The sequence below is a fragment of the Cronobacter malonaticus LMG 23826 genome (assembly GCF_001277215.2).
In the GTDB taxonomy this organism is placed as follows: Bacteria; Pseudomonadota; Gammaproteobacteria; order Enterobacterales; family Enterobacteriaceae; genus Cronobacter; species Cronobacter malonaticus.
In genome coordinates this window covers 3,340,169-3,364,687 of sequence record NZ_CP013940.1, presented here as the reverse complement: position 1 = coordinate 3,364,687, position 24,519 = coordinate 3,340,169, and the positions used below count along the sequence as shown (strand labels likewise).

19 protein-coding genes and 1 pseudogene are annotated in these 24,519 nt (G+C 55.3%); 12 read left to right on the top strand and 8 right to left on the bottom strand.

Annotation, left to right across the window (positions count from 1 at the left end):
- The first annotated feature begins 238 nt into the window (after window positions 1-238).
- From AFK66_RS15830 to AFK66_RS15815, 4 genes are read left to right on the top strand one after another with little or no spacing between them, the layout of a single operon-like run.
- Window positions 239-814, top strand: a complete 576-nt coding sequence (locus AFK66_RS15830) for a hypothetical protein (RefSeq protein WP_032967845.1) — start codon at window positions 239-241, stop codon at window positions 812-814.
- Complete coding sequence (locus tag AFK66_RS15825; protein ID WP_032986538.1) at window positions 814-1,074, top strand: hypothetical protein; 261 nt, start codon at window positions 814-816, stop codon at window positions 1,072-1,074. Before AFK66_RS15830 ends, AFK66_RS15825 begins: the two co-directional genes overlap by 1 nt.
- Window positions 1,075-1,260 (top strand): hypothetical protein, encoded by a 186-nt coding sequence (locus AFK66_RS15820; RefSeq protein ID WP_032967846.1) that lies wholly within the window; start codon window positions 1,075-1,077, stop codon window positions 1,258-1,260.
- Window positions 1,257-1,478 (top strand): hypothetical protein, encoded by a 222-nt coding sequence (locus AFK66_RS15815; RefSeq protein WP_032967847.1) that lies wholly within the window; start codon window positions 1,257-1,259, stop codon window positions 1,476-1,478. Before AFK66_RS15820 ends, AFK66_RS15815 begins: the two co-directional genes overlap by 4 nt.
- Window positions 1,479-1,860: 382 nt before the next feature.
- Here AFK66_RS15815 and AFK66_RS15805 read toward each other — a convergent pair.
- From AFK66_RS15805 to nadC, 3 genes and pseudogenes are all read right to left on the bottom strand, one after another.
- A pseudogene (locus AFK66_RS15805) lies at window positions 1,861-2,805 on the bottom strand (ATPase, T2SS/T4P/T4SS family); the annotation flags it as partial.
- Between the two features lie 14 nt (window positions 2,806-2,819).
- Entirely contained in the window at window positions 2,820-3,254 is a 435-nt protein-coding gene (gene ppdD / locus AFK66_RS15800; RefSeq protein WP_007775004.1) for a prepilin peptidase-dependent pilin, read from the bottom strand.
- Between the two features lie 253 nt (window positions 3,255-3,507).
- Entirely contained in the window at window positions 3,508-4,398 is an 891-nt protein-coding gene (gene nadC / locus AFK66_RS15795; protein WP_007775006.1) for a carboxylating nicotinate-nucleotide diphosphorylase, read from the bottom strand.
- 87 nt (window positions 4,399-4,485) lie between these two features.
- Between nadC and ampD the strand changes: the two genes are divergently transcribed.
- Together ampD and ampE are read left to right on the top strand one after the other, a co-directional pair.
- Window positions 4,486-5,049 carry a 1,6-anhydro-N-acetylmuramyl-L-alanine amidase AmpD gene (ampD, locus tag AFK66_RS15790; protein ID WP_007775008.1) on the top strand — a complete coding sequence of 188 codons (564 nt, stop codon included), beginning with the start codon at window positions 4,486-4,488 and terminating at the stop codon, window positions 5,047-5,049.
- The gene (ampE, locus tag AFK66_RS15785) at window positions 5,046-5,900 is read left to right on the top strand and encodes a beta-lactamase regulator AmpE (protein ID WP_007775010.1); all 855 of its coding nucleotides are present in this window, start codon (window positions 5,046-5,048) and stop codon (window positions 5,898-5,900) included. Before ampD ends, ampE begins: the two co-directional genes overlap by 4 nt.
- Before the next feature lie 19 nt (window positions 5,901-5,919).
- Here ampE and AFK66_RS15780 read toward each other — a convergent pair whose 3' ends face one another.
- The 3 genes from AFK66_RS15780 to aroP all read right to left on the bottom strand — a co-directional run bounded on the left by AFK66_RS15780 (window position 5,920) and on the right by aroP (window position 9,810).
- A complete protein-coding gene (locus AFK66_RS15780; protein WP_032983104.1) occupies window positions 5,920-6,873 on the bottom strand; it encodes a glycoside hydrolase family 43 protein in 954 nt (317 codons plus the stop codon).
- Between the two features lie 9 nt (window positions 6,874-6,882).
- On the bottom strand, window positions 6,883-8,283 hold the full coding sequence (locus AFK66_RS15775; RefSeq protein WP_007775156.1) for a glycoside-pentoside-hexuronide (GPH):cation symporter: 1,401 nt from the start codon (window positions 8,281-8,283) through the stop codon (window positions 6,883-6,885).
- A 156-nt stretch (window positions 8,284-8,439) separates the two neighbouring features.
- On the bottom strand, window positions 8,440-9,810 hold the full coding sequence (gene aroP, locus AFK66_RS15770) for an aromatic amino acid transporter AroP (RefSeq protein ID WP_032968619.1): 1,371 nt from the start codon (window positions 9,808-9,810) through the stop codon (window positions 8,440-8,442).
- A 542-nt stretch (window positions 9,811-10,352) separates the two neighbouring features.
- On the opposite strand from aroP, the gene pdhR reads away from it, so the two are divergent.
- The 5 genes from pdhR to traT all read left to right on the top strand — a co-directional run bounded on the left by pdhR (window position 10,353) and on the right by traT (window position 18,621).
- On the top strand, window positions 10,353-11,117 hold the full coding sequence (pdhR, locus tag AFK66_RS15765) for a pyruvate dehydrogenase complex transcriptional repressor PdhR (protein WP_004388376.1): 765 nt from the start codon (window positions 10,353-10,355) through the stop codon (window positions 11,115-11,117).
- 254 nt (window positions 11,118-11,371) lie between these two features.
- On the top strand, window positions 11,372-14,035 hold the full coding sequence (gene aceE, locus AFK66_RS15760; RefSeq protein WP_007775206.1) for a pyruvate dehydrogenase (acetyl-transferring), homodimeric type: 2,664 nt from the start codon (window positions 11,372-11,374) through the stop codon (window positions 14,033-14,035).
- Between the two features lie 14 nt (window positions 14,036-14,049).
- Complete coding sequence (gene aceF / locus AFK66_RS15755; RefSeq protein ID WP_023899414.1) at window positions 14,050-15,948, top strand: pyruvate dehydrogenase complex dihydrolipoyllysine-residue acetyltransferase; 1,899 nt, start codon at window positions 14,050-14,052, stop codon at window positions 15,946-15,948.
- A 206-nt stretch (window positions 15,949-16,154) separates the two neighbouring features.
- Window positions 16,155-17,579: a dihydrolipoyl dehydrogenase gene (gene lpdA / locus AFK66_RS15750; RefSeq protein WP_004388373.1), complete on the top strand. Its 1,425-nt coding sequence runs from the start codon at window positions 16,155-16,157 to the stop codon at window positions 17,577-17,579.
- Between the two features lie 310 nt (window positions 17,580-17,889).
- Window positions 17,890-18,621: a conjugal transfer complement resistance protein TraT gene (gene traT / locus AFK66_RS15745; protein WP_007775277.1), complete on the top strand. Its 732-nt coding sequence runs from the start codon at window positions 17,890-17,892 to the stop codon at window positions 18,619-18,621.
- A gap of 55 nt (window positions 18,622-18,676) precedes the next feature.
- Here traT and AFK66_RS15740 read toward each other — a convergent pair whose 3' ends face one another.
- Window positions 18,677-19,471, bottom strand: coding sequence for a DUF2950 family protein (locus tag AFK66_RS15740; RefSeq protein WP_007775279.1), 795 nt, complete (start codon window positions 19,469-19,471; stop codon window positions 18,677-18,679).
- Between the two features lie 11 nt (window positions 19,472-19,482).
- On the bottom strand, window positions 19,483-20,970 hold the full coding sequence (locus AFK66_RS15735; RefSeq protein ID WP_032983103.1) for a DUF3300 domain-containing protein: 1,488 nt from the start codon (window positions 20,968-20,970) through the stop codon (window positions 19,483-19,485).
- Between the two features lie 904 nt (window positions 20,971-21,874).
- Between AFK66_RS15735 and acnB the strand changes: the two genes are divergently transcribed.
- Window positions 21,875-24,472, top strand: a complete 2,598-nt coding sequence (gene acnB, locus AFK66_RS15730) for a bifunctional aconitate hydratase 2/2-methylisocitrate dehydratase (protein ID WP_105609444.1) — start codon at window positions 21,875-21,877, stop codon at window positions 24,470-24,472.
- Window positions 24,473-24,519 lie beyond the last annotated feature (47 nt).

Sequence of the window (24,519 nt, the reverse complement as noted above, 5' to 3'; positions counted from 1 at the left end):
GGTACGAAATCATTAAGGCTATCTGTCAGAAGCTGAAACCTCTTGACGGAATTTAACAATACGTTAACATTTGTGTATTGAATTGATTTTCTGACAGATTAATGGCTTTCCTGTGGCATCCTTCCTCGGAGACAGGTTAGCCAACCCCTTACATATTCCAGATTACACTACACGGGTTACGTAAAAAGACGGCCTGTGTGGTGTATTTTTGTATCTGAATTTCACGAGAGAGTTACTAATGACAACCTTGAATAAAGCCGTATCAATTAACCAACCCATCGCAAGTATTAACCATCTGCTACCTTTTGAACAACGTCAGCATATTGAGAAGCTCTATTTCCCGAAGGTTCAACAGGCCACTGACAAGATGTCTAAAGCAGAATCTGAATATCGGGATGCAGTAGAATCACGCCAGCAATTGATTAACCGGAAAACTGCCGAATATCTGGCTAATCCTTCAGAACGTCACGGTTTCATTGTGAAGCAGGTTTACCCAACGAACCAACAGCAGATTATTGAGTCAATGGCTTATTCTGGCTACATGGTTCACCGCATGGGTATCGGTGTAATTAGTTTCATTCGTGTGCCAAAGAACGCTAAAGATAATCCTCTTCAGGACATAACTGATAAGGCTACAGCAGAGGCTGAGTCAACTATTGATAAGATGATTGAACGTCTGAAGGTAAAAGCCTCTGAAGCTGTCCATCAGCGAAATAAAATCGTAATCGAAGCCCGTAAAGCTCTGGATTCGATTAAATTATTTGAAAGCTATTTAAACGTGATTGTAACTGACTCTGAAGAGGTAACAGAATAATGATTACTCCAATGAAAGGGCTGTCCAAACGTGGCAGCTATAACCCTAATACTGACTCAATGGAATTCAAATATTTCAACGGTCAAAAAGAAATCAGTGAAGCAACTTATAAATCACTCTCTTCAGGCAGTAAGCCTAAACCAACTGTGAAACCATCGAAAGCAGTCACCACTTACAAGGTTAAGCCAAAGCCAACAATTGAACAGCAAAGAGATACAGCTCTCAAAGATGCAATCAGGAAAATGACAGGAGGGCTGTAAATGAATCAACTCTTCAATGCTTATGGTCAGCAAGTACGAGCAAACATAGCTCTGAACCTTCACTCTTTTTATTTGGGGAAACTGGAAAGGCTGGCAAACCGAATCGGTGACGGAATTAAGTCAGAAGAACAGCGTCTAATACTGGCAATTGGTGAGATGCTACGAAACGTGGAGACTGAACAATGAACCTTTACGCATTCAACCCACTGAAACAAAATGATAAGCAAGAGGTGCTTACCCCCGTAGCCTTTAATTTGGTCTTATCGCTACCTGAGCAGCTACTTAAAAGGCTGGATAAGGTCGGCTATGAACTGGTTAAGCGATACGGTATTGCAGGGTGTAGTGATAAGCAGCGACATCACATCGTTATTGTTCATCTGCTTGAAAAACATACATTTCGATGATGACTTGTACCTTAAAGAATCAGGCACTTTGTACCGTCAGGGTTTAGAAGCAAGACATCACCCCTCACCTCCATAGACGAAATGCAAATTTCACTGAAATCAAAATCTCCCAGCTTTCTCAGATGGTTTTGGACTTTAACTCTTGCCCCCTGTGGGGTAGCCGCATGAACCAGAAACTTATAGATAACGCTGCTTTTTGACGTCAACTGAACCCGCGAATCATAAGAGGACATAAGTAATCTCCTGAATGCTACTTGCTTTATCACGATTCACTGTAAATAAAACCAGCGTAGGAATCAATTGGAACTGTCTGGCAAAGCTCTAAGCCATATCCTTGAAGTCGCTTAACATCTATACAAATCGAAGTTAGTTATTAGAGAGTTGTAATTAGCACCAGATGCCCGGTCTGAGCCGCTTTTACGGCGATTTCCGCAGTTTCGAGATCGCGAATCTCACCAATCATAATAACGTCCGGATCCTGCCTGAGCAGCGCGCGCAGCACCGCCTGGAACGTCAGCCCCGCTTTAGGCAGCACCGGCGTCTGGTTAAGACCTGTCACAGGGATCTCGACCGGATCTTCTACGCTGCAGATATTTACCTGCGGTTCATTCAGCGTACTAAGCGCAGTATACAGCGTGACGGTTTTGCCGCTCCCCGTGGGGCCGGTAACCAGTATCAGTCCCTGCGGGCGCTGTAACGCCTGGCAAAAGAGCGTTTGCTGCGCTGGCGATAGCCCCAGGGCCTGCACTTCCAGCGGCTGCTCCGTTTGCTGTAACAGACGTAAAACCACTTTCTCGCCGCAGCGGCAGAGCAGGGTAGAGATGCGAAAAGAGACCGTTCGCCCACCAAGTTCGATGCTGAACTGTCCATCCTGCGGAAGCCTGCGTTCCGCAATATCAAGATTGCCCAGCACTTTGAGACGCGCCGTCAGCGCGCTGGCAAGTGCCGCAGGCAGCGGCGGCAAGGGATGCAAAACGCCATCTATTCGGAATCTTATCTGGTAGTGCGCTTCGGCGGGTTCAAAGTGGATATCGGATGCGCGCCGCTGTAGCGCCTGTTGCAGCGTCTGGTCAATCAGCCCCACCACAGAAGCACTTTCATCCTGCGCGGCCGGACGTAACGGCTCAGCCGCCAACTGCCGCTCTTTTTCCAGCCGTTCGGCGCTCCAGCACTCGATATCAATATGCCGGTGCGTGGAAAACCGTAGCGCATCCATCAATTCATTACTTGGCTCACCCGCCACGGCGATGTGCACCGTGGCGTCGTCGATATTCAGGACCAGCGCGTTATGACGCTGGCATAACGTATGTAAATAATCGAGTGGCATCGCAGCGTCCTCATTTAAGGTAACGAACTGCGGAAGACATCTTCACAGGCCTGTTGCATCGCGGTATCGCTGGTTGCGCAGGTTCGCTTCCAGCCTTCCATGCCATTAGCGCTGTTCCACTGCGGCGTGAGCATGACCGACAGACCGTTAAGGCTGTCCTGCCCGGTGGCGCTTATTACGCCCTGTGCAACGGTCATTTCACTCACATAACGCGTCGTTTTCGGTGCCGGAATGCCATTTGTGCCCGCATCGCAACTGCTAAGCCCGCCGCGATCGATAACGCAAAGCTCAATCGCGGTGCGATAAGGGATAACCGTTTGCAGCATGTCCGTCAGCGCCGCTTTGCGCAGGTAGTTCTGGTATGCAGGTACGCCGATGGCGCTAAGAATGGCGATGATGCCTATCACCACCATTAGTTCGATTAGTGTGAAGCCGCTCTGTCTGTTCATGGTTCCTCCTTGTTTGGGTGACGCCACTCTGTCAGGCCGTGAAAAGCGTCTCCAGACAAAGAAACCGATTCAGGAATCTGTCTTCAGAAGAGAATTATTGTGTTGCACGAAACTGCGACGCAGTTGCGTAAAGTCTCGCAAATTCTTTAATAAACAACAGAGTGTTAAAAAAATACCGAGACAAGAAAGCGAGGAAACAGGAAGATTACGGCAAGAAAAGGAGAGGGCAGGCGAAACCCTGCCCTGCGGTGAGTTAGCGAAAACGCATAGAGAGGTCGAGAGCGCGAATATGTTTAGTCAGGGCACCCACAGAGATGAAATCCACGCCGGTTTCTGCGAATTCGCGCAACGTTTCCAGCGTGACGTTGCCGGAAACTTCCAGCCGTGCCTGGCCTGCAGTACGTTTAACCGCCTCGCGCATCTGAACGACGGTAAAATTGTCGAGCATGATGATATCGGCACCGGCTTTCAGCGCGGCGTCCAGCTCTTCAAGCGATTCCACCTCAACTTCTACCGGCACGTCAGGATGCAACCAGAACGCTTTTTCCACCGCCTGGCGCACCGAGCCGGAGGCAATAATATGGTTTTCTTTGATAAGAAACGCATCGGAGAGGCCAAGGCGATGGTTGGCGCCGCCGCCGCACAATACCGCGTATTTCAGCGCGCTGCGCAGGCCCGGAATGGTTTTGCGGGTGTCGAGCAGTTGCGTGTGCGTACCTTCCAGCAGCGATACATAGCGGCGCACTTCGGTGGCCACGCCCGATAGCGTCTGGACGAAATTCAGCGCGGTGCGTTCGCCCGTCAGCAGAACGCGCGAGGCGCCTTCAAGCTCAAAAAGCGGCTGATCGGGCTGCACGTCGTCACCATCCTCGACGTGCCATGTGACGCGGACATCGCCGCCAAGCTGGATAAACACCTCGTCCACCCAACGTTTACCGCAGAAAACGCCCGCCTCACGTGTAATGACAACCGCATGCGAGCGACTCTCTGGCGGTAACAACTGTGCGGTAATATCGCGGCTGGCATCGGTCTCGCCGCCGAGATCTTCACGCAGAGCCTGAGCGACGGTAAAGGGGATATCCAGGGCGATTCGTTCCAGTAGCGCGTCACGTCGATGGTCCGGATTGTAACGGCGAGGCGGCATGATATAACTCCAGATTGGTGGCTAATCAAAAGAATGAATCATGCTACTCTGAAGCGAGTTTGAGTACCACAGAAAGGAGAATTGCACATGCAGGTGAAAGATGGCTGGCTGGTGGATGCCCGGCACGCACCCTCGCCGCATCACGACTGTCGGCCAGAGGATGAAGCGCCTTCGTTGCTGGTGGTGCATAACATCAGCCTGCCGCCGGGCGAGTTTGGTGGTCCGTGGATCGACGCCCTGTTCGCCGGTACGCTTGACTCGCAGGCGCACCCTTATTTCGCGGGCATCGCCCATCTGCGTGTGTCGGCTCACTGCCTGATTCGCCGCGACGGTGAAATTGTGCAGTATGTGCCTTTTAATAAACGCGCCTGGCACGCTGGCGTATCCTGCTATCAAGGGCGCGAGCGCTGCAACGACTTTTCTATTGGCATTGAGCTTGAAGGAACGGATGTACAGCCATACACCGATGCGCAGTACCGGCAACTGGCCGCCGTGACGCGCACGCTGATAAGCCTTTACCCGGCGATGAAAAATCATATGACCGGACACAGCGATATCGCGCCTGAACGTAAAACCGATCCCGGTCCGGCTTTTGACTGGACGCGCTTTCGCGCGCTGGTGGCCGACCCGTCTGATAAGGAGATGAGATGACGCTTTTCACCCTGCTGCTGGTGCTTATCGCCGAACGGCTTTTCAAACTGGGCGAACACTGGCAACTGGATCATCGCCTTGAGCCGCTGTTTCGCCGCGTACGCCACTTTTCACTGTTCTTTACGCTCGGTATGGCGGTGCTGGCAATGCTGGTGGTCTTCCTTTGCCTGAACGCGCTGGAAGGCTGGTTCTTTAATGTACCGCTGCTGATTTTCTGGATCCTAATCGGCGTGCTGTGTATCGGGGCAGGCGGAGTACGCAGGCACTATCACGCTTATCTTAAAGCGGCGAGCCATGATGACAGCCACGCACGCGAAAACATGGCGTATGAACTGACGCTCATCCACGGCGTGCCGCCGGGTTGCGATGAGCGTGAATATTTGCGCGAACTGCAAAACGGCCTGTTATGGATTAACTACCGCTTTTATCTGGCACCGATGTTCTGGTTTGTGGTGGGCGGTATGTGGGGACCGGTGACGCTGACAGGCTATGCCTTTTTACGCGCCTGGCAGAGCTGGGTTGCCCGTCATCACACCCCGCACCAGCGATTGCTGTCGGGCATTGATGCAATACTGCATGTGCTGGACTGGGTGCCGGTGCGCCTGGCAGGCGTGGTGTATGCGCTCGTTGGACATGGGGAAAAAGCGCTGCCCGCGTGGTTTGCCTCACTGCTTGATCGCTATACCTCGCAGTATCAGGTGCTGACGGGCCTGGCGCAGTTTGCGCTGGCGCGTGAACCGCACGTGGATAAGGTGGCAACGCCGAAGGCGGCGGTGTCGATGGCGAAGAAAGCGACGCTGGTAATTGTGGTGGTGGTGGCGTTGTTAACGATTTACGGCACGCTCATGTGAGCGTGCCGCTGAAAGTACCTTAGGGATGATCGGCGAGTGGAGTGCCAAACTGGGGCATGCCGTCATCATCCCACGTAATCAGCTTCACGCGGGTATGGCGGTTCGGGTCCCAAAGCGGATCGCCTTCGATTTCCGTATAGTTGCGCGCATGGTACACCAGCACATCCTGACCATCCGGGGTAGTCGTGAAGCTGTTGTGACCTGGGCCGTACTGCCGGTTTTCATAGCTGGTGGTGAAAACCGGCTGTGGGGATTTATGCCAGTTACGCGGGTCGCACAAATCCGCCGCCTGATCTATCCAGAGCAGCCCCATGCAGTAGTTTTCATCGGTTGCACTCGCAGAGTAAGTCACGAACAGGCGTTCGCCGTGCTTTACCACTGCCGGGCCTTCATTGACTAAAAAGCCGCGGCACTCCCACTCGAGCTCAGGCTTGCTCAGCATCACCGGCTCGCCTTTCAGCGTCCACGGGTTTTCCATTTCGCACAGGTACAGATTGGAATTACCCGGAATATCCGGCGCTTTTTGCGCCCACAGATACCAGAGCTTGCCCTGATGTTCGAAGGTCGTAGCGTCCAGTGAGAAGGTATCGTAAGGCGTCTGAATCTGGCCTTTATCCGTCCAGGTGCCGGTCAGCGGGTCGCTGTCTGCACACTCCAGTACATACATCCGGTGCTGAAACATGTTGTCTTTCAGCGCGCGCGTCGGGGCTGCGGCAAAGTAGATGTACCATTTGTTGTTAATATGATGCAGCTCTGGTGCCCAGATAAGCTCGCTCATCGGCCCGGACTCCGGCTTACGCCAGACCACGACCGGTTGCGCCTGGCGCAGCGATTCAATCGAGGGCGCGCGGCGAATTTCCAGCCGGTCATACTCCGGTACAGAGGCGATAAAATAGTACTGGCCCTGATGACGCAGGATAAACGGGTCGGCGCGCTGCTCAATCAGCGGGTTCGGCCAGGGAGAAGTATTCATCATCGCTCCTTAAGGTTTAACTTCCACAGGTTTGGTCTGCGGGTATTCAGAAAGCTCGCGGTAGTTTTCGCGGCGTTTTTCGAGGTCGCTCTGAATACGCGCCATCAGTTCACGATCCACTTTCAGCAGGCGCACAACGCCCGCGGTAATCAGATACCCGACGCCCGGGATTACGGTAAAGAGCATGACGATGCCGTTAAGTGCCGTGGCGCTCTGGGCTTTGGCTCCCGCGTCGTAGCCATACCAGGAGAGCAGAAAGCCCACCAGCGCGCCGGCAATCGCCAGCCCTAGTTTCAGGAAAAAGAGGTTGCCGGAGAAGCTAATGCCGGTAATACGCTTGCCGGTTTTCCATTCGCCATAATCATCCACGTCCGCCATCAGCGACCAGTGCAGCGGCGATGGGATCTGATGCAGCACGTTCAGCAGGAAATACATCACCACAATCAGTACGGTGGCGTGCGGATTCAGGAAGTAGAAACCGCTGGAGAAAATCGCCAGCACGATGTTGGTCCAGAAGAAAACTTTCAGCTTACACCAGCGGTCGGTCAGCACTTTGGCAAGCGTGCTGCCAATCATCATGCCGATCACGCCGAGGCTGATAAACATCGTGGCGAAACTGGTGCTCTGCTGCATAACCCAGGTGACGTAATACATGGTCGCCGCCATGCGGATAAAGCCCGGGCAGACGTTGCAGATGGTCAGCAGCAGAATGCGTACCCACTGGTCGTTTTTCCAGACATCTTTCAGATCGGCTTTTAAGTCGTCATTGGTCGGCACCGCCGGGCGGATGCGCTCGCGAACCGTAGCGAAACTAAACAGGAACATGCACATGCCGATCAACGCCAGAATGGTCATGGCGATTTGATAACCTTTGGCTTTGTCCCCGCCGCCAAAGTAATCCACCATCGGCAGCAGCGTCAGGGAGAGCAGCAGCGTGGCGATACCCACCATCACAAAGCGATAAGACTGACAGGCGACGCGCTCTTTCGGGTCATTGGTTATCACGCTGCCAAGCGAACAGTAGGGAATGTTGATGGCGGTGTAGGTAATGGAAAGCAGGAAGTAGGTCACAAAGGCATAGACAACTTTGCTGCTGTAGCTCCAGTCCGGCGTGGTAAACATCAGCACGCTGAATAACGCGTAGGGGAACGCTATCCACAGCAGCCATGGACGAAAACGCCCGAAGCGGCTGCGGGTGCGGTCGGCGATGGCACCCATAATCGGGTCGGTCACTGCGTCAATCACGCGAATCGACAGAAGCAATACGCCAACCAGCGCCGGGGCCAGGCCAAAAATATCGGTATAGAAGTAATTAACAAACAACATGATGGCGCCAAAGATAATATTGCAGCCGGCGTCACCCATTCCGTAGCCGATTTTTTCTTTGACAGAGAGTCTGCTGTTTTCCATCGACACATCTCCGGTGAATGATATGGACGGAAGTATCATTCGGCCTAAGCAAAACTGCGCAGCAGTAATAAGTCGCAGAGATGGATAATCGTGTTGTGCGAAGGAATTTGTGAGGAAGGTAACAACCCTCACCCGGCCGGGTGAGGGTTTGATAGCTTAGCGGGCGTGCGCCGCTTTCGCTTTTTTCTCTTTGACGAAATAACCAATTGCCAGGATAAGCAACCATACCGGGATCAGCCACACGGAGATCGCCATACCCGGCGTCATCAGCATAATGACCAGCACCGCAGCCATAAAGAGCAGGCACAGCCAGTTGCCGAGCGGGTAGAAAAGCGCCGGGAAGCGCGGCGTCACACCCTGCTGCTGTTTGGCGCGGCGAAAACGCATATGGGCAAGGCTAATCATCGCCCAGTTAATCACCAGCGCGGAGACCACCAGCGCCATCAGCAGGCCAAAGGCTTCCTGCGGTGCCAGGTAGTTAATCAGCACGCACAGCGCGGTAAAGGCGGCGGAGACCAGAATGGTGTTGACCGGCACGCCGCGTTTATCGACTTTCTGCAGCGCTTTCGGGGCGTTGCCTTGTCTGGCGAGACCGAACAGCATACGGCTGTTGCAGTAAACGCAGCTGTTATAAACGGAGAGCGCGGCAGTCAGCACCACGATGTTGAGCGCGTTTGCCACGAGAGAGTCGCCCAGCTCATGGAAAATCAGGACAAACGGACTGGTATCGGCCGTGATACGCGTCCACGGCAGCAGTGAAAGCAGTACTGCCAGCGAACCCACATAGAAAATCAGAATGCGGTAGATAACCTGGTTGGTGGCTTTCGGAATGCTTTTTTCCGGCTCGTCGGCTTCCGCCGCCGTAATGCCGACCAGCTCCAGACCGCCGAACGAGAACATGATAATCGCCATCATCATGACCAGCCCTGAGACGCCATGCGGCAGGAAGCCGCCATGCTCCCACAGGTTGCTCACCGTGGCCTGCGGGCCTGCGGTGCCGCTAAAGAGCAGCCAGGCGCCGAACAGGATCATCGCGACGACCGCGATAACTTTAATAATGGCGAACCAGAACTCCATCTCGCCGAAGACTTTTACGTTGGTCAGGTTGATGGCGTTGATAACCACAAAGAAGACGGCGGCAGAGGCCCAGGTAGGAATCTCGGGCCACCAGAACTGGATGTATTTACCGACCGCGGTCAGCTCCGCCATCGCCACCAGCACATACAGCACCCAGTAGTTCCAGCCGGACGCGAAGCCTGCGAAACCGCCCCAGTATTTATAGGCAAAATGGCTAAAAGAGCCTGCCACCGGTTCTTCCACGACCATTTCGCCAAGCTGGCGCATGATCAGAAAGGCAATAAACCCCGCGATGGCGTAACCGAGAATAATCCCCGGCCCTGCGGACTGGATTACGGAGGCGCTGCCCAGAAACAGGCCCGTACCAATAGCACCACCCAGCGCGATAAGCTGAATATGGCGGTTTTTGAGGCCGCGCTTCAGCGTGTCGCCGTGCTGTTGACCTTCCATCATAAAACCTCGTTTATGGTTATTTTTAATCCGCAGCGTGGCGCTGCTGTAATGTTGTTATGTCGCTGTGTGTAGTCTTTTCTTTACAGCCAATAAGGATGAAATTTCTAATAACGACTACCGCAGCGCCAAGAATAGTGATAAGCGCTGCCAAATGCACCTGCTTTCTCAGGGGGCGCTCGCGGAGTGAATAAAAAGAAACCATTTGTAAATCGCTGCGGTTATTTCACGGACGGACGCGCTTATTCATCTTAAACGCAAATATTGAATAGATATTCATATTTTAAACTAATGAATCGGTTCAGGTTGCACGCCTTTACGTTTCATTTGAGTTAAATCTACTGCTTTTGAGGTAACGGGTTCATTTGTGCGGAGTTACATTTCTGAAACGTTATTTCTTTATCATTGTTAAAATATGCGGGCTTTCCTGATTTCAATCAAAACCAGGATGGACAGAAGGTGAATACTTTGTTACTTTACCAACACGAACGTTAAATTGGTCATACCAATTGACTCCGGGCGAATGGCAGAGACAGGGAATAATGGCCTACAGCAAAATCCGCCAACCAAAACTTTCCGATGTGATTGAGCAGCAACTGGAGTTTTTGATCCTCGAAGGGACGCTGCGTCCCGGCGAAAAACTGCCTCCTGAGCGCGAGCTGGCTAAACAGTTCGACGTTTCCCGACCCTCCCTGCGAGAGGCGATTCAGCGTCTCGAAGCGAAGGGCCTGCTGCTTCGTCGCCAGGGCGGCGGTACTTTTGTTCAGAGTACGCTCTGGCAAAGCTTCAGCGACCCGCTGGTAGAACTCCTCTCTGACCACCCCGAATCCCAGTTTGATCTTCTTGAGACGCGTCACGCGCTGGAAGGTATCGCCGCCTATTACGCGGCGCTGCGCAGCACCGACGAAGACAGAGCCCGGATGAGCGAATGTCATCAGGCCATTGAGCGCGCTCAGGAGTCCGGCGATCTGGACGCAGAATCAAACGCGGTGGTGCAGTATCAGATAGCGGTCACGGAAGCCGCGCATAATGTCGTGCTGCTTCATCTGCTACGCTGCATGGAGCCGATGCTGGCGCAAAACGTCCGTCAGAACTTCGAATTGCTCTACGCGCGACGTGAAATGCTGCCGCTGGTGAGCGGCCATCGCACCCGGATTTACGAGGCGATTATGGCGCGGGAGCCGGAGCAGGCGCGGGAAGCCTCGCATCGTCACCTGGCGTTCATTGAAGAAATTTTGCTGGACCGCAGCCGTGAGCAGAGCCGTCGTGACCGCTCGCTGCGTCGTCTGGAGCAACGTAAGAATTAATGTTTTTCCGGCTTTTGTCGGAAGATTTGTACCAAAAGCGCCATTGAAGCGCGGCAACTAAACCCAGAACCTGTCTTATTGCGCTTTGTTAAGTGCCCGTAGTTCAGGTTGCATCGCGGCGGCAAGATGAAGCCCTTAAAAGAAAGGGGGCGCACAGCCGCTACAGACGCAGCCGGACGCTGTAAGAGCACAGAGTGCAATGGGACAGGTTCCAGATAAATCAACGTATTAGATAGATGATAAGGAATACCCCCATGTCAGAACGTTTACAAAATGACGTGGATCCGATCGAAACTCGCGACTGGCTACAGGCGATCGAATCGGTAATCCGTGAAGAAGGTGTTGAGCGTGCTCAGTATCTGATCGATCAGTTGCTTTCCGAAGCCCGTAAAGGCGGCGTGAACGTAGCGGCGGGCAGTGCCGCCCGTCAGTACATCAATACCATCCCCGTTGAAGAAGAGCCGGAATACCCGGGTAATCTGGAACTGGAGCGCCGTATTCGTTCTGCTATCCGCTGGAACGCCATTATGACCGTGCTGCGTGCGTCCAAAAAAGACCTCGAGCTTGGCGGCCACATGGCGTCCTTCCAGTCTTCCGCGACCGTCTACGAAGTGTGCTTTAACCACTTCTTCCGTGCGCGCAACGAAAAAGACGGCGGCGACCTGGTGTACTTCCAGGGCCACATCTCTCCGGGCGTTTACGCGCGTGCGTTCCTTGAAGGCCGCCTGACCGAAGAGCAGATGAATAACTTCCGTCAGGAAGTTCACGGCAACGGTCTGTCCTCTTACCCGCACCCGAAACTGATGCCGGAATTCTGGCAGTTCCCGACCGTATCCATGGGCCTTGGCCCGATCGGCGCTATCTACCAGGCGAAATTCCTGAAATATCTGGAACACCGCGGCCTGAAAGATACCTCTGAACAGACCGTTTACGCGTTCCTCGGCGACGGTGAGATGGATGAGCCGGAATCTAAAGGCGCCATCACCATCGCGACCCGCGAAAAACTGGACAACCTAGTCTTCGTTATCAACTGCAACCTGCAGCGTCTGGACGGCCCGGTCACCGGTAACGGCAAAATCATCAACGAACTGGAAGGCATCTTCGAAGGCGCCGGCTGGAACGTTATCAAGGTTATGTGGGGTTCCCGTTGGGACGAGCTGCTGCGTAAAGACACCAGCGGCAAACTGGTTCAGCTGATGAACGAAACCGTTGACGGCGACTACCAGACCTTCAAATCCAAAAACGGCGCGTACGTGCGTGAGCACTTCTTCGGTAAATACCCGGAGACCGCAGCGCTGGTTGCAGACTGGTCTGACGATGAGATTTGGGCGCTGAACCGTGGCGGCCACGATCCGAAGAAAATCTACGCTGCATTCAAAAAAGCGAAAGAAACCAAAGGCAAAGCGACCGTTATCCTTGCTCACACCATTAAAGGTTACGGCATGGGCGACACCGCCGAAGGTAAGAACATCGCTCACCAGGTGAAGAAAATGAACATGGACGGCGTTCGCTACGTCCGCGATCGTTTCAGCGTGCCGGTGGCCGACGAAGACCTGGAAAAACTGCCGTACATCACCTTCCCGGAAGGCTCTGAAGAGTACAAGTACCTGCATGAACGCCGTCAGGCGCTGCACGGCTACCTGCCGTCTCGTCAGCCGAACTTCACCGAGAAGCTGGAGCTGCCGGCGCTGGAAGATTTCCGCTCCCTGCTGGATGAGCAGAGCAAAGAGATCTCCACCACCATCGCTTTCGTACGCGCCCTGAACGTGATGCTGAAGAACCCGTCTATCAAAGACCGTCTGGTTCCTATCATCGCGGACGAAGCCCGTACCTTCGGTATGGAAGGTCTGTTCCGTCAGATCGGTATCTACAGCCCGAACGGCCAGCAGTACACCCCGCAGGACCGTGAGCAGGTGGCGTACTACAAAGAAGACGAGAAAGGCCAGATTCTGCAGGAAGGGATCAACGAGCTGGGCGCAGGTTCTTCCTGGCTTGCCGCTGCGACCTCTTACAGCACCAACAACCTGCCGATGATCCCGTTCTACATCTACTACTCCATGTTCGGGTTCCAGCGTATCGGCGACCTGTGCTGGGCAGCAGGTGACCAGCAGGCGCGCGGCTTCCTGATCGGCGGTACTTCCGGTCGTACCACGCTTAACGGCGAAGGTCTGCAGCACGAAGATGGCCACAGCCACATTCAGTCGCTGACTATCCCGAACTGTATCTCCTACGATCCGGCTTACGCTTACGAAGTCGCTGTCATCATGCATGACGGTCTGCAGCGTATGTACGGCGAAGCGCAGGAAAACGTGTACTACTACATCACCACGCTGAACGAAAACTACCACATGCCGGCGATGCCGGAAGGTGCCGAGGAAGGTATCCGTAAAGGTATCTACAAACTCGAAACCCTCGAAGGTAGCAAAGGTAAAGTTCAGCTGCTGGGCTCCGGCTCTATCCTGCGTCACGTTCGTGAAGCGGCAGAGATTCTGGCGAAAGAGTACGGCGTAGGCTCCGATGTCTACAGCGTGACCTCCTTCACCGAACTGGCGCGCGACGGCCAGGACTGCGAGCGCTGGAACATGCTGCACCCGCTGGAAACTCCGCGCGTACCGTACATCGCTCAGGTGATGAACGACGCTCCGGCAGTCGCTTCCACCGACTATATGAAACTGTTCGCCGAGCAGGTTCGTACTTATGTACCGGCTGATGATTATCGCGTACTGGGCACTGACGGCTTTGGCCGCTCTGACAGCCGCGAAAACCTGCGCCACCACTTCGAAGTTGACGCTTCTTACGTGGTTGTCGCTGCGCTGGGCGAACTGGCTAAACGTGGTGAAATCGATAAGAAAGTGGTGGCTGACGCTATCACCAAATTCAATATCGATGCAGAGAAAGTCAACCCGCGTCTGGCATAAGAGGTAAAGAAAGAATGGCTATCGAAATCAATGTACCGGACATCGGGGCGGACGAAGTTGAAGTCACCGAGATCCTGGTCAAAGTGGGCGACAAGGTTGAAGCTGAACAGTCGCTTATCACCGTAGAAGGCGACAAAGCCTCTATGGAAGTCCCGTCTCCGCAGGCAGGCGTGGTCAAAGAGATCAAAGTGTCCGTGGGCGACAAAGTCGAAACCGGCAAACTGATCATGATTTTCGATTCCGCCGAAGGTGCAGCAGCCGCTGCACCTGCGAAGGCTGAAGAGAAGAAAGAAGCCGCTCCGACAGCAGCACCTGCAGCCGCGGCAGCAAAAGACGTTAATGTACCGGACATCGGCGGCGACGAAGTCGAAGTCACCGAGATCCTGGTGAAAGTCGGCGACAAAGTTGAAGCCGAGCAGTCTCTTATCACCGTAGAAGGCGACAAAGCCTCTATGGAAGTGCCGGCACCGTTCGCGGGCACCGTGAAAGAGATCAAAATCAACACCGGCGACAAAGTCTCCACCGGCTCTCTGATCATGGTCTTCGAAGTGGCGGGCGCTGCGCCTGCGGCTGAAGCCAAACCGCAGGTCACCGAGCAGGCGGCATCTGCGCCGGCGGCAGCCGCTGGCGCGAAAGACGTCAACGTGCCGGATATCGGTGGCGATGAAGTCGAAGTGACCGAAGTGCTGGTGAAAGTGGGCGACAAAGTCACCGCTGAACAGTCTCTGATCACTGTAGAAGGCGACAAAGCTTCTATGGAAGTGCCGGCACCGTTCGCAGGTACCGTGAAAGAGCTGAAAGTGAACGTGGGCGATAAAGTCTCCACCGGCTCTCTTATCATGGTCTTCGAAGTGGAAGGCGCAGCGCCTGCGGCGGCTCCGGCTGCGAAACAGGAAGCGGCAGCTCCGGCTCCGGCGGCGAAAGCTGACAAACCGGCTGCGGCTCCGGCGAAAGCCGAAGGCAAATCTGAGTTTGCTGAAAACGACGCTTACGTCCACGCGACGCCGCTGATCCGCCGCCTGGCGCGCGAATTCGGCGTGAACCTGGCGAAAGTGAAAGGCACCGGTCGCAAAGGCCGCATCCTGCGCGAAGACGTTCAGGCTTACGTGAAAGACGCTGTTAAACGTGCAGAATCCGCTCCTGCCGCTGGCGCGACCGGTGGTTCTCTGCCGGGTCTGCTGCCGTGGCCGAAAGTGGACTTCAGCAAGTTTGGTGAAGTGGAAGAAGTGGAACTGGGCCGCATCCAGAAAATCTCTGGCGCGAACCTGAGCCGTAACTGGGTGATGATCCCGCACGTTACGCACTTCGACAAAACTGATATCACCGATCTGGAAGCGTTCCGTAAGCAGCAGAATGCCGAAGCTGAGAAGCGTAAGCTGGATGTGAAGATCACCCCGGTTGTCTTCATCATGAAAGCCGTTGCCGCTGCCCTTGAGCAGATGCCGCGCTTCAACAGCTCGCTGTCTGAAGATGGCCAGCGCCTGACGCTGAAAAAATACATCAACATCGGCGTGGCGGTAGATACCCCGAACGGCCTGGTTGTACCGGTGTTCAAAGATGTGAACAAGAAAGGCATCATTGAGCTTTCTCGCGAGCTGATGACCATCTCCAAAAAAGCGCGTGATGGCAAGCTGACCGCTGGCGAAATGCAGGGCGGCTGCTTCACCATCTCCAGCATCGGCGGCCTGGGCACCACCCACTTCGCGCCGATCGTGAACGCGCCGGAAGTGGCTATCCTCGGCGTCTCCAAGTCTGCGATGGAGCCGGTGTGGAATGGTAAAGAGTTCGTGCCGCGCCTGATGCTGCCGATCTCCCTGTCCTTCGACCACCGCGTGATCGACGGTGCTGATGGTGCGCGTTTCATCACCATCATCAACAACACCCTGTCGGACATTCGCCGCCTGGTGATGTAAGCGAAAAGCCGGCCTGACGGCCGGCTTTTTTCTGGTAATTCCGCCTGACTGTGCGAAATTATCAGGTGCCAAAAAGATTCGTCTGCCGTTTGTTGTTTCAAAATTGTTAACAGTTTTGTAAAATGCGAGCGGATAGAACGTCCCGGTGGATGATGGGCGTTAAAACTTAAGCGTCAGACCCGCCGGAAAATTACAAAGAGGTCATGATGAGTACTGAAATCAAAACTCAGGTCGTGGTACTTGGGGCAGGCCCGGCAGGTTACTCTGCGGCCTTCCGTTGCGCTGACTTAGGTCTGGAAACCGTAATCGTCGAGCGTTACAGCACCCTGGGCGGTGTTTGCCTGAACGTAGGCTGTATCCCTTCTAAAGCGCTGCTGCACGTAGCGAAAGTTATCGAAGAAGCCAAAGCGCTTGCCGAGCACGGCATCGTTTTCGGCGAGCCGAAAACCGACATCGATAAAATCCGCACCTGGAAAGAAAAAGTCATCAATCAGCTGACCGGCGGTCTGTCTGGTATGGCCAAAGGCCGTAAAGTGAAAGTGGTGAACGGCCTGGGTAAATTCACCGGCGCGAACACCCTGGAAGTGGAAGGCGAGAACGGCAAAACCGTGATTAACTTCGACAACGCGATCATCGCGGCGGGTTCCCGTCCGATTCAGCTGCCGTTTATTCCGCATGAAGATCCGCGCGTATGGGATTCCACCGACGCACTGGAACTGAAAGAAGTGCCGAAGCGTATGCTGGTTATGGGCGGCGGTATCATCGGTCTGGAGATGGGTACCGTTTACCACGCGCTGGGTTCAGAGATCGACGTGGTTGAAATGTTCGACCAGGTTATCCCGGCTGCCGACAAAGACGTCGTGAAAGTCTTTACCAAGCGCATCAGCAAGAAATTCAACCTGATGCTGGAAACCAAAGTGACTGCCGTTGAAGCGAAAGAAGACGGTATTTACGTTTCCATGGAAGGCAAAAAAGCGCCTGCGGAAGCGCAGCGTTACGACGCCGTGCTGGTGGCTATCGGCCGTGTGCCGAACGGCAAAAACCTGGATGCAGGCAAAGCGGGTGTGGAAGTGGACGACCGTGGCTTTATCCGCGTTGACAAACAAATGCGCACCAACGTGCCGCACATCTATGCGATCGGCGATATCGTCGGTCAGCCGATGCTGGCGCACAAAGGCGTTCACGAAGGTCACGTTGCCGCTGAAGTTATCGCGGGCATGAAACACTACTTCGATCCGAAAGTGATCCCGTCTATCGCTTACACCGAGCCGGAAGTGGCATGGGTGGGTCTGACCGAGAAAGAAGCGAAAGAGAAAGGCATCAGCTACGAAACCGCCACCTTCCCGTGGGCGGCGTCTGGCCGTGCTATCGCTTCCGATTGCGCAGACGGTATGACCAAACTGATTTTCGACAAAGAAACCCACCGTGTCATCGGCGGCGCGATTGTCGGCACCAACGGCGGCGAGCTGCTGGGTGAAATCGGTCTGGCTATCGAAATGGGTTGTGACGCGGAAGATATCGCGCTCACCATCCATGCGCACCCGACCCTGCACGAGTCTGTAGGTCTGGCGGCAGAAGTGTTCGAAGGCAGCATTACCGACCTGCCGAACCCGAAAGCGAAGAAAAAGTAAGTTTCTCGCTAAATCAACGCCTCTTCGGAGGCGTTTTTTTCACCGCCATTCGTAAGCGCGCGTCCTCTCTTATTGTTAACCACCTAATCTGGTAGGGAATTTTTGCTAATCCTCTTCCTTGTACCGCCGATAACAACGTAATAAAGGCGTTTTTGCCGCCGACGGCACGCCCTGAATATCAGGACTGTGATGACAAGGATCGTATTCATTCCCTCTCTGCTTTCCTCACATCAGCATAGTGACGGCATCTGGCTGTCCGCGGCACGCCTTTTTTTTCACTCGGGTGACTTTCAATAAAAAAGGAAAAGGTATGTCTGTAAAAAAACTGGCTGTCGTTGGCCTGGTATTAGCCGCGTTTACCCTCACTGGCTGCGGAGCAATGACCACCGCTATCAAGAAACGCAATCTTGAGGTGAAAACCCAGATGAGCCAGACCATCTGGCTTGAGCCGTCTTCTGAGAAAACCGTGTATATCCAGGTGAAAAACACGTCAGACAAAGACATGAGCAACCTGCAAACCCTGCTGGCGAACGATCTCTCCGCCAAAGGGTACAAAGTCACCAGTTCGCCTGACTCTGCCTACTACTGGATCCAGGCGAACGTCCTGAAAGCAGACAAAATGGATCTGCGTGAAGCGCAGGGCTACCTGAAAACCGGTTATGAAGGTGCCGTCGCGGGCGCAGCGCTGGGTGCTGGCATCACCGCGTACAACAGCAACTCTTCCGGTGCGGCGTTAGGCGTTGGCCTGGCGGCGGGGCTTATCGGCATGGCGGCAGACGCGATGGTAGAAGATGTGAACTACACGATGGTGACTGACCTGCAAATTTCCGAGCGCAGCAAAGCGGCGGTGACGACGGATAATATCGCCGCGCTGCGTCAGGGCACCTCCGGCGTGAAGCTGCAAACCAGCACCGAGCAGGGTAATCGTGCGAAATACCAGACGCGTGTGGTGTCCAGCGCTAACAAAGTTAACCTGAAATTCGAAGAAGCTAAGCCTGCACTGGAAGCGCAGCTGGCGAAATCTGTCGCCAGCATTCTGTAAGCGGCATAACGATGGGCCGTGTCCTCACGGCCCATCGGTCTTTTGCGTAAAACCCTTACGGAGCGACGAGGTGCCACGTTTTATCGAGATGCGCCGGGTCAATAACGCTGACGCGCTGCGCCGTGTCCGTCCCCAGGTTTGCCTCAAGCACCCGATCATCCTGTTTTACAATAAAACTCATCACGCCCGTTTCGCCGTAGCTCACAGGCCAGGCTAACATCGCAAAGCCGTTGTCATGAGTGGGCAAAAGACGGAAATGGTAACCGTGATAGCCCATATCCTGCTGTTGCGGGCTGAACGCCGGGCCAAGCGGACTTGGCGCTTCGCCGGGTTGCATCGGCCAGTAGAGGCCATCTTTTTTTCCCTCGCTGCTGACAATTTTCTCTGCGTAACGCTGATTCAGGGCGTAATAGCTCTGCTGCGCGTCAACAGCGGCATGGAGTGCGGCAATTGCGGCGAGTTCGTTGCGCCCGATCGTTCGGGTGACGATTTCATCGGCCGCGCCCTGCATATCGAACTGCCAGCTCTGGTCGTGTTTAACGACCGGGATCGGTAACTGCCAGTTCTGCGCGCCTACCTGCAGATGCGCCGTATCGCCCTGTTGGACGACGCGGTGACTCGCTTTCCAGTCGCGCAGGAAACGGCTGACCGCTTCCGGGTCAGCCCCTTCAGGCGGCAAAATCCGCCGCCAGTCATCGCCGAGAAGATGATTTAAGGCCGCCTCGTCGTGTGTTGAAATCGCCTGCGTCAGGGCGTCAGCGGCTTGTTCTGGTGAGGAAAATTGCGCCAGCGCGAAAGCGTGGGTTGATGCCAGACTGAACGCCAGCGCGGCGAGGAATGTCGATTTCACCTTTTTTCTCCTTAACGATGACGTTCATGCGCACGATGTTCAACGTTGCGCGCTTTTACCGGCGCGTCTGCATGACGGGCGGCCAGATGACGGCTCTCTGAACCACGCTGCTGCTGTTCCTGCCAGCGGGCGGAACGGCTGTCGTTACCGCTGAACGCGCTGGCAGGCAGCGCGCGATAAGGCGCGCTTTGTGTCGCGTGATGGAAAGGGAGTTCCGGCGCGTTTTGCACACGTTTCGCCAGCCGTTGCACGTCGGGCTTACTGACATCGTAACCGCGGTAGCTGCTACGCTGGGCGCGCGCCTGTAACGACTCTCGGGCGGCCTGGTGCGGGGTATTCAGCGTGGCGCTGTGCCCCGTCGCCTGCTGAAAGCGCGCGGCCGCCGCCTGACGCTGCGAGGCGCGATCGACCGGTGCTTGCGCTGTGCCCAGGCCGGTGGCGCTGGAAGGGGAGTGAAACTGTGCGGCGACACGGCTATCGGCATAGCCGATACCGTTGCGATACGCCGGGTTATGGTGCCAGGGTATCGTGTTCCCCGGCCGGTTTTCACCGGTGATTCTGTTGTAGTTATTCACATTAATGTTGATGTTATCGCCGTTATGCGCGTAGCCATCGTGATGATCGTGGTGGTAATAATCATCGTCATGATGGTGGTGATGATCGTCATCTTCATCCCAGTCAATCGCGCTAAAGAGTGCATAAGTGGTGGCGACACCAAGACTGTAGCCTAATCCCCTGACAAAACTGTTGCCGAACTGCTCGCCAGGCGTTGGTGGTAAATAAACAGGCGGGTACGCCGCGTTTGGCCAGGAGCCGTAAACCGTCGCCGGGTTATAGGTGGGCACGTAAACCACGTTGGGCGTCGCCGGTTCAATTTCGATAACGGTTGTACTGCGCGGTGCGGAACCGGGTTTTTCCGGTGAGACAGGCGGTGCCGTTTTGGTCACTGTTGTAACCTTTTGCTGCGGCGAAGTGGTGAGCGCGCCGGTCTGTTGGGCCAGCGCGCGCAGGCGCTGTACCGACGCCATCACGTCATCAGGCTGCGCCAGGAAGGCGTCGCCGAGATTTTGTATCCACGGCGGGTTTTGCCCCAGCAGTGACATTAATTGCGGGAACGCCACCAGGGATTTGACGCTGGCGTCCCACGGTTGCCCGGCTACCGCCTGAATGGCGGCGTCGCCCTGTAGCGTGGGATGGTCCTGTGACCACTGCGCTGCCTGCACCATATTCATCGGGTAAGTGGAGGCCATCAGGATCTGCGATAACAGCGCGTCAGGGTAGAGCGCGATGGGCGCGACCCATTGGTCGATTTGCGCCGTTGAAAAGATCGGCGCAGGCGTGTTTGCAGGCGCGGGTTGCGGCGGCACCGGCGCGGTGGGTGGCGCGGCGACAGGCGTTTCGGCAGGCACCTGACTTTTAACAAACAGGACGCCCGAGGCGCCGAACAGCCCTGCGCTGCACAGCAACGCGAGCAGGTGTGGCTTTAAAGGCAACTTCATAGATGACTCCGGGGCTTATGGCGCCATAAGACGTTGATGTTGCCGCGAGTATTATCTACGCGAGTTTTCCTGTTTTAACGTAAATGGGGAAAGAGACTATATAGTCCGGAATAAGAGTGTGAGTATTTATTACGCAATTATAACTGATAACGAAGCGTGCTCCTGGACGATGTAGAAGACCGCCCTTGCGGGCGGTCAGCAGCTTAATTGCCCAGATTTAACACCAGCAGCACCGTGATGTCGGAAATATTCCAGCCACCGTGTGATGCCGCCAGCAGTAAACCCAGCGCAACGATGAGCGCAAAAAGCCAACGCATCTCCATTGCGAGTAGTCCCGAAGGCGCTACGTTGATCCTCTCTTCACCGGGAAAGGCAGAACCAGGCAAGTGTGTCGTACTCGCCACGTAGGTTGTTGGAACTGCTTCCGGGCCCGGTGACTGGCTGCTACACCAGCGAAGCAGGCCAGGCGCTACTGTAGCGAGCCGGAGAAGAGGCTCAAAGGGCTTTTCGGCGTTTGCAGCGACTTACATGTAAATTCTGAAAGCGGTACGCAAAACGTACATCTGGGCTTGCGGGCTTTCCGTTCTGATGCCATCATTCGCCCTGTGTCGTACTTGCCACATAACTGTGCAACGGTGTCTGCTACCACTCGCGCACAACAAAAAAACCGCCACCCGGCGGTTTTTTTGTGCCCGAAAACACACTTCTGAAACGCGTTATGCGTAGCTTAACGATTCAGCAAAGATTTAATGTTGCTTTTTTGTAAACAGATTAACACCCCACCAAATTCCTGCTATTCTGCCCGTCGCGGATCCGGGCATTTACCCTACAAACTGCTGTCTCACAGGAGCGTGAAGAGAGAAGCCTGGCTCCCACTATGACAATGAGAGCGAGGAGAACCGTCGTGCTAGAAGAATACCGTAAGCACGTAGCTGAGCGTGCCGCCGAGGGGATTGTAGCCAAACCCTTAGATGCAACCCAAATGGCCGCACTCGTCGAGCTGCTGAAGAACCCGCCCGCGGGTGAAGAAGAGTTTCTGTTAGACCTGCTGACCAACCGTGTACCCCCAGGCGTTGACGAAGCCGCCTATGTAAAAGCAGGTTTCCTTGCCGCTGTCGCCAAAGGCGAAGCCACCTCCCCGCTGGTTACCCCTGAAAAAGCCGTTGAACTGTTAGGCACCATGCAGGGCGGTTATAACATTCATCCGCTGATCGAAGCGCTGGATAACAACACGCTGGCACCGATTGCTGCCAAAGCGCTGTCCCACACCCTGCTGATGTTCGATAACTTCTACGATGTGGAAGAGAAAGCGAAAGCGGGCAACGCGTACGCGAAGCAGATTATGCAGTCCTGGGCTGACGCCGAATGGTTCCTGTCGCGCCCGGCGCTGGCAGAAAAAATCACCGTCACCGTGTTTAAAGTGACCGGCGAAACCAACACCGACGATCTCTCACCTGCGCCGGACGCCTGGTCGCGCCCGGATATCCCGCTGCACGCTCTGGCGATGCTGAAAAACGCCCGTGAAGGCATTGAGCCGGATCAGCCGGGCAGCGTTGGCCCGATTAAACAGATTGAAGCGCTCCAGCAGAAAGGCTTCCCGCTGGCCTATGTGGGCGACGTCGTGGGTACCGGTTCATCGCGTAAATCCGCGACTAACTCTGTGCTGTGGTTTATGGGCGACGACATCCCGCACGTGCCGAACAAACGCGGCGGCGGCGTGGTGCTCGGCGGCAAAATCGCGCCGATTTTCTTCAACACGATGGAAGATGCGGGCGCGCTGCCGATCGAAGTGGATGTGTCAAACCTGAACATGGGCGATGTGATTGACATCTACCCTTACAGCGGCGAAGTACGCAACCACGAAACCGGCGAACTGCTGGCGAATTTTGAACTGAAAACCGACGTGCTGATCGACGAAGTACGCGCGGGCGGTCGTATTCCGCTGATCATCGGCCGCGGCCTGACCACCAAAGCGCGTGAAGCGCTGGGCCTGCCGCACAGCGACGTGTTCCGTCACGCGAAAGATGTGGCTGAAAGCAACCGTGGCTACTCGCTGGCGCAAAAAATGGTGGGTCGCGCCTGCGGCGTCGCGGGTGTCCGTCCGGGTGCGTATTGCGAGCCGAAAATGACCTCCGTGGGGTCCCAGGACACCACCGGCCCGATGACCCGTGATGAACTGAAAGACTTGGCGTGCCTCGGCTTCTCCGCCGATCTCGTGATGCAGTCCTTCTGCCACACGGCGGCGTATCCGAAGCCGGTTGACGTCACCACGCACCACACCCTGCCGGACTTCATCATGAACCGCGGCGGCGTGTCGCTGCGTCCTGGCGACGGCGTGATCCACTCCTGGCTGAACCGTATGCTGCTGCCGGATACCGTCGGCACCGGCGGCGACTCCCACACCCGTTTCCCGATCGGGATTTCGTTCCCGGCGGGCTCTGGCCTGGTGGCGTTTGCTGCCGCGACTGGCGTGATGCCGCTCGATATGCCGGAATCGGTGCTGGTGCGCTTTAAGGGCCAGATGCAGCCGGGCATTACGCTTCGCGATCTGGTACATGCGATCCCGTATTACGCCATTCAGCAGGGCCTGCTGACCGTTGAGAAGAAAGGGAAGAAAAACATCTTCTCGGGCCGCATCCTGGAAATCGAAGGCTTGCCGGATCTGAAAGTGGAGCAGGCGTTTGAGCTGACTGATGCCTCTGCCGAGCGTTCTGCGGCTGGCTGCACCATCAAGCTCAATAAAGAGCCGATCATCGAGTATCTCAACTCCAACATCGTGCTGCTGAAGTGGATGATTGCGGAAGGCTACGGCGATCGCCGTACGCTGGAGCGTCGTATTCAGGGCATGGAGAAGTGGCTTGCCGATCCGCAACTGCTGGAAGCGGATGCAGACGCGGAATACGCGGCGGTGATCGAGATCGATCTCAACGAGATTAAAGAGCCGATTCTCTGCGCGCCGAATGACCCGGACGATGCGCGTCTGCTCTCTGACGTGACCGGCGATAAGATTGACGAAGTGTTTATCGGTTCGTGCATGACCAACATCGGTCACTTCCGTGCGGCCGGTAAGCTGCTGGATACCCATAAAGGCCAGCTGCCGACCCGTCTGTGGGTGGCACCGCCGACCCGTATGGACGCCGCGCAGCTCACTGAAGAGGGCTACTACAGCGTCTTTGGTAAGAGCGGCGCGCGTATCGAGATCCCGGGCTGCTCGCTGTGCATGGGTAACCAGGCACGCGTGGCGGACGGCGCGACGGTGGTGTCCACCTCGACCCGTAACTTCCCGAACCGTCTCGGTACCGGCGCGAATGTCTATCTGGCGTCTGCCGAACTCGCCGCCGTCGCGGCGCTGATTGGCCGTCTGCCGACGCCGGAAGAGTATCAGCAGTTCATGTCCCAGGTGGATAAAACCGCCGTGGACACCTACCGCTACCTGAACTTCGACCAGCTTGATCAGTACACTGAGAAAGCGGACGGCGTGATTTTCCAGACCGCGGTATAACGCACATCTGCCCGGCGTCATTGGCGTCGGGACAGACAGTAAAAAGG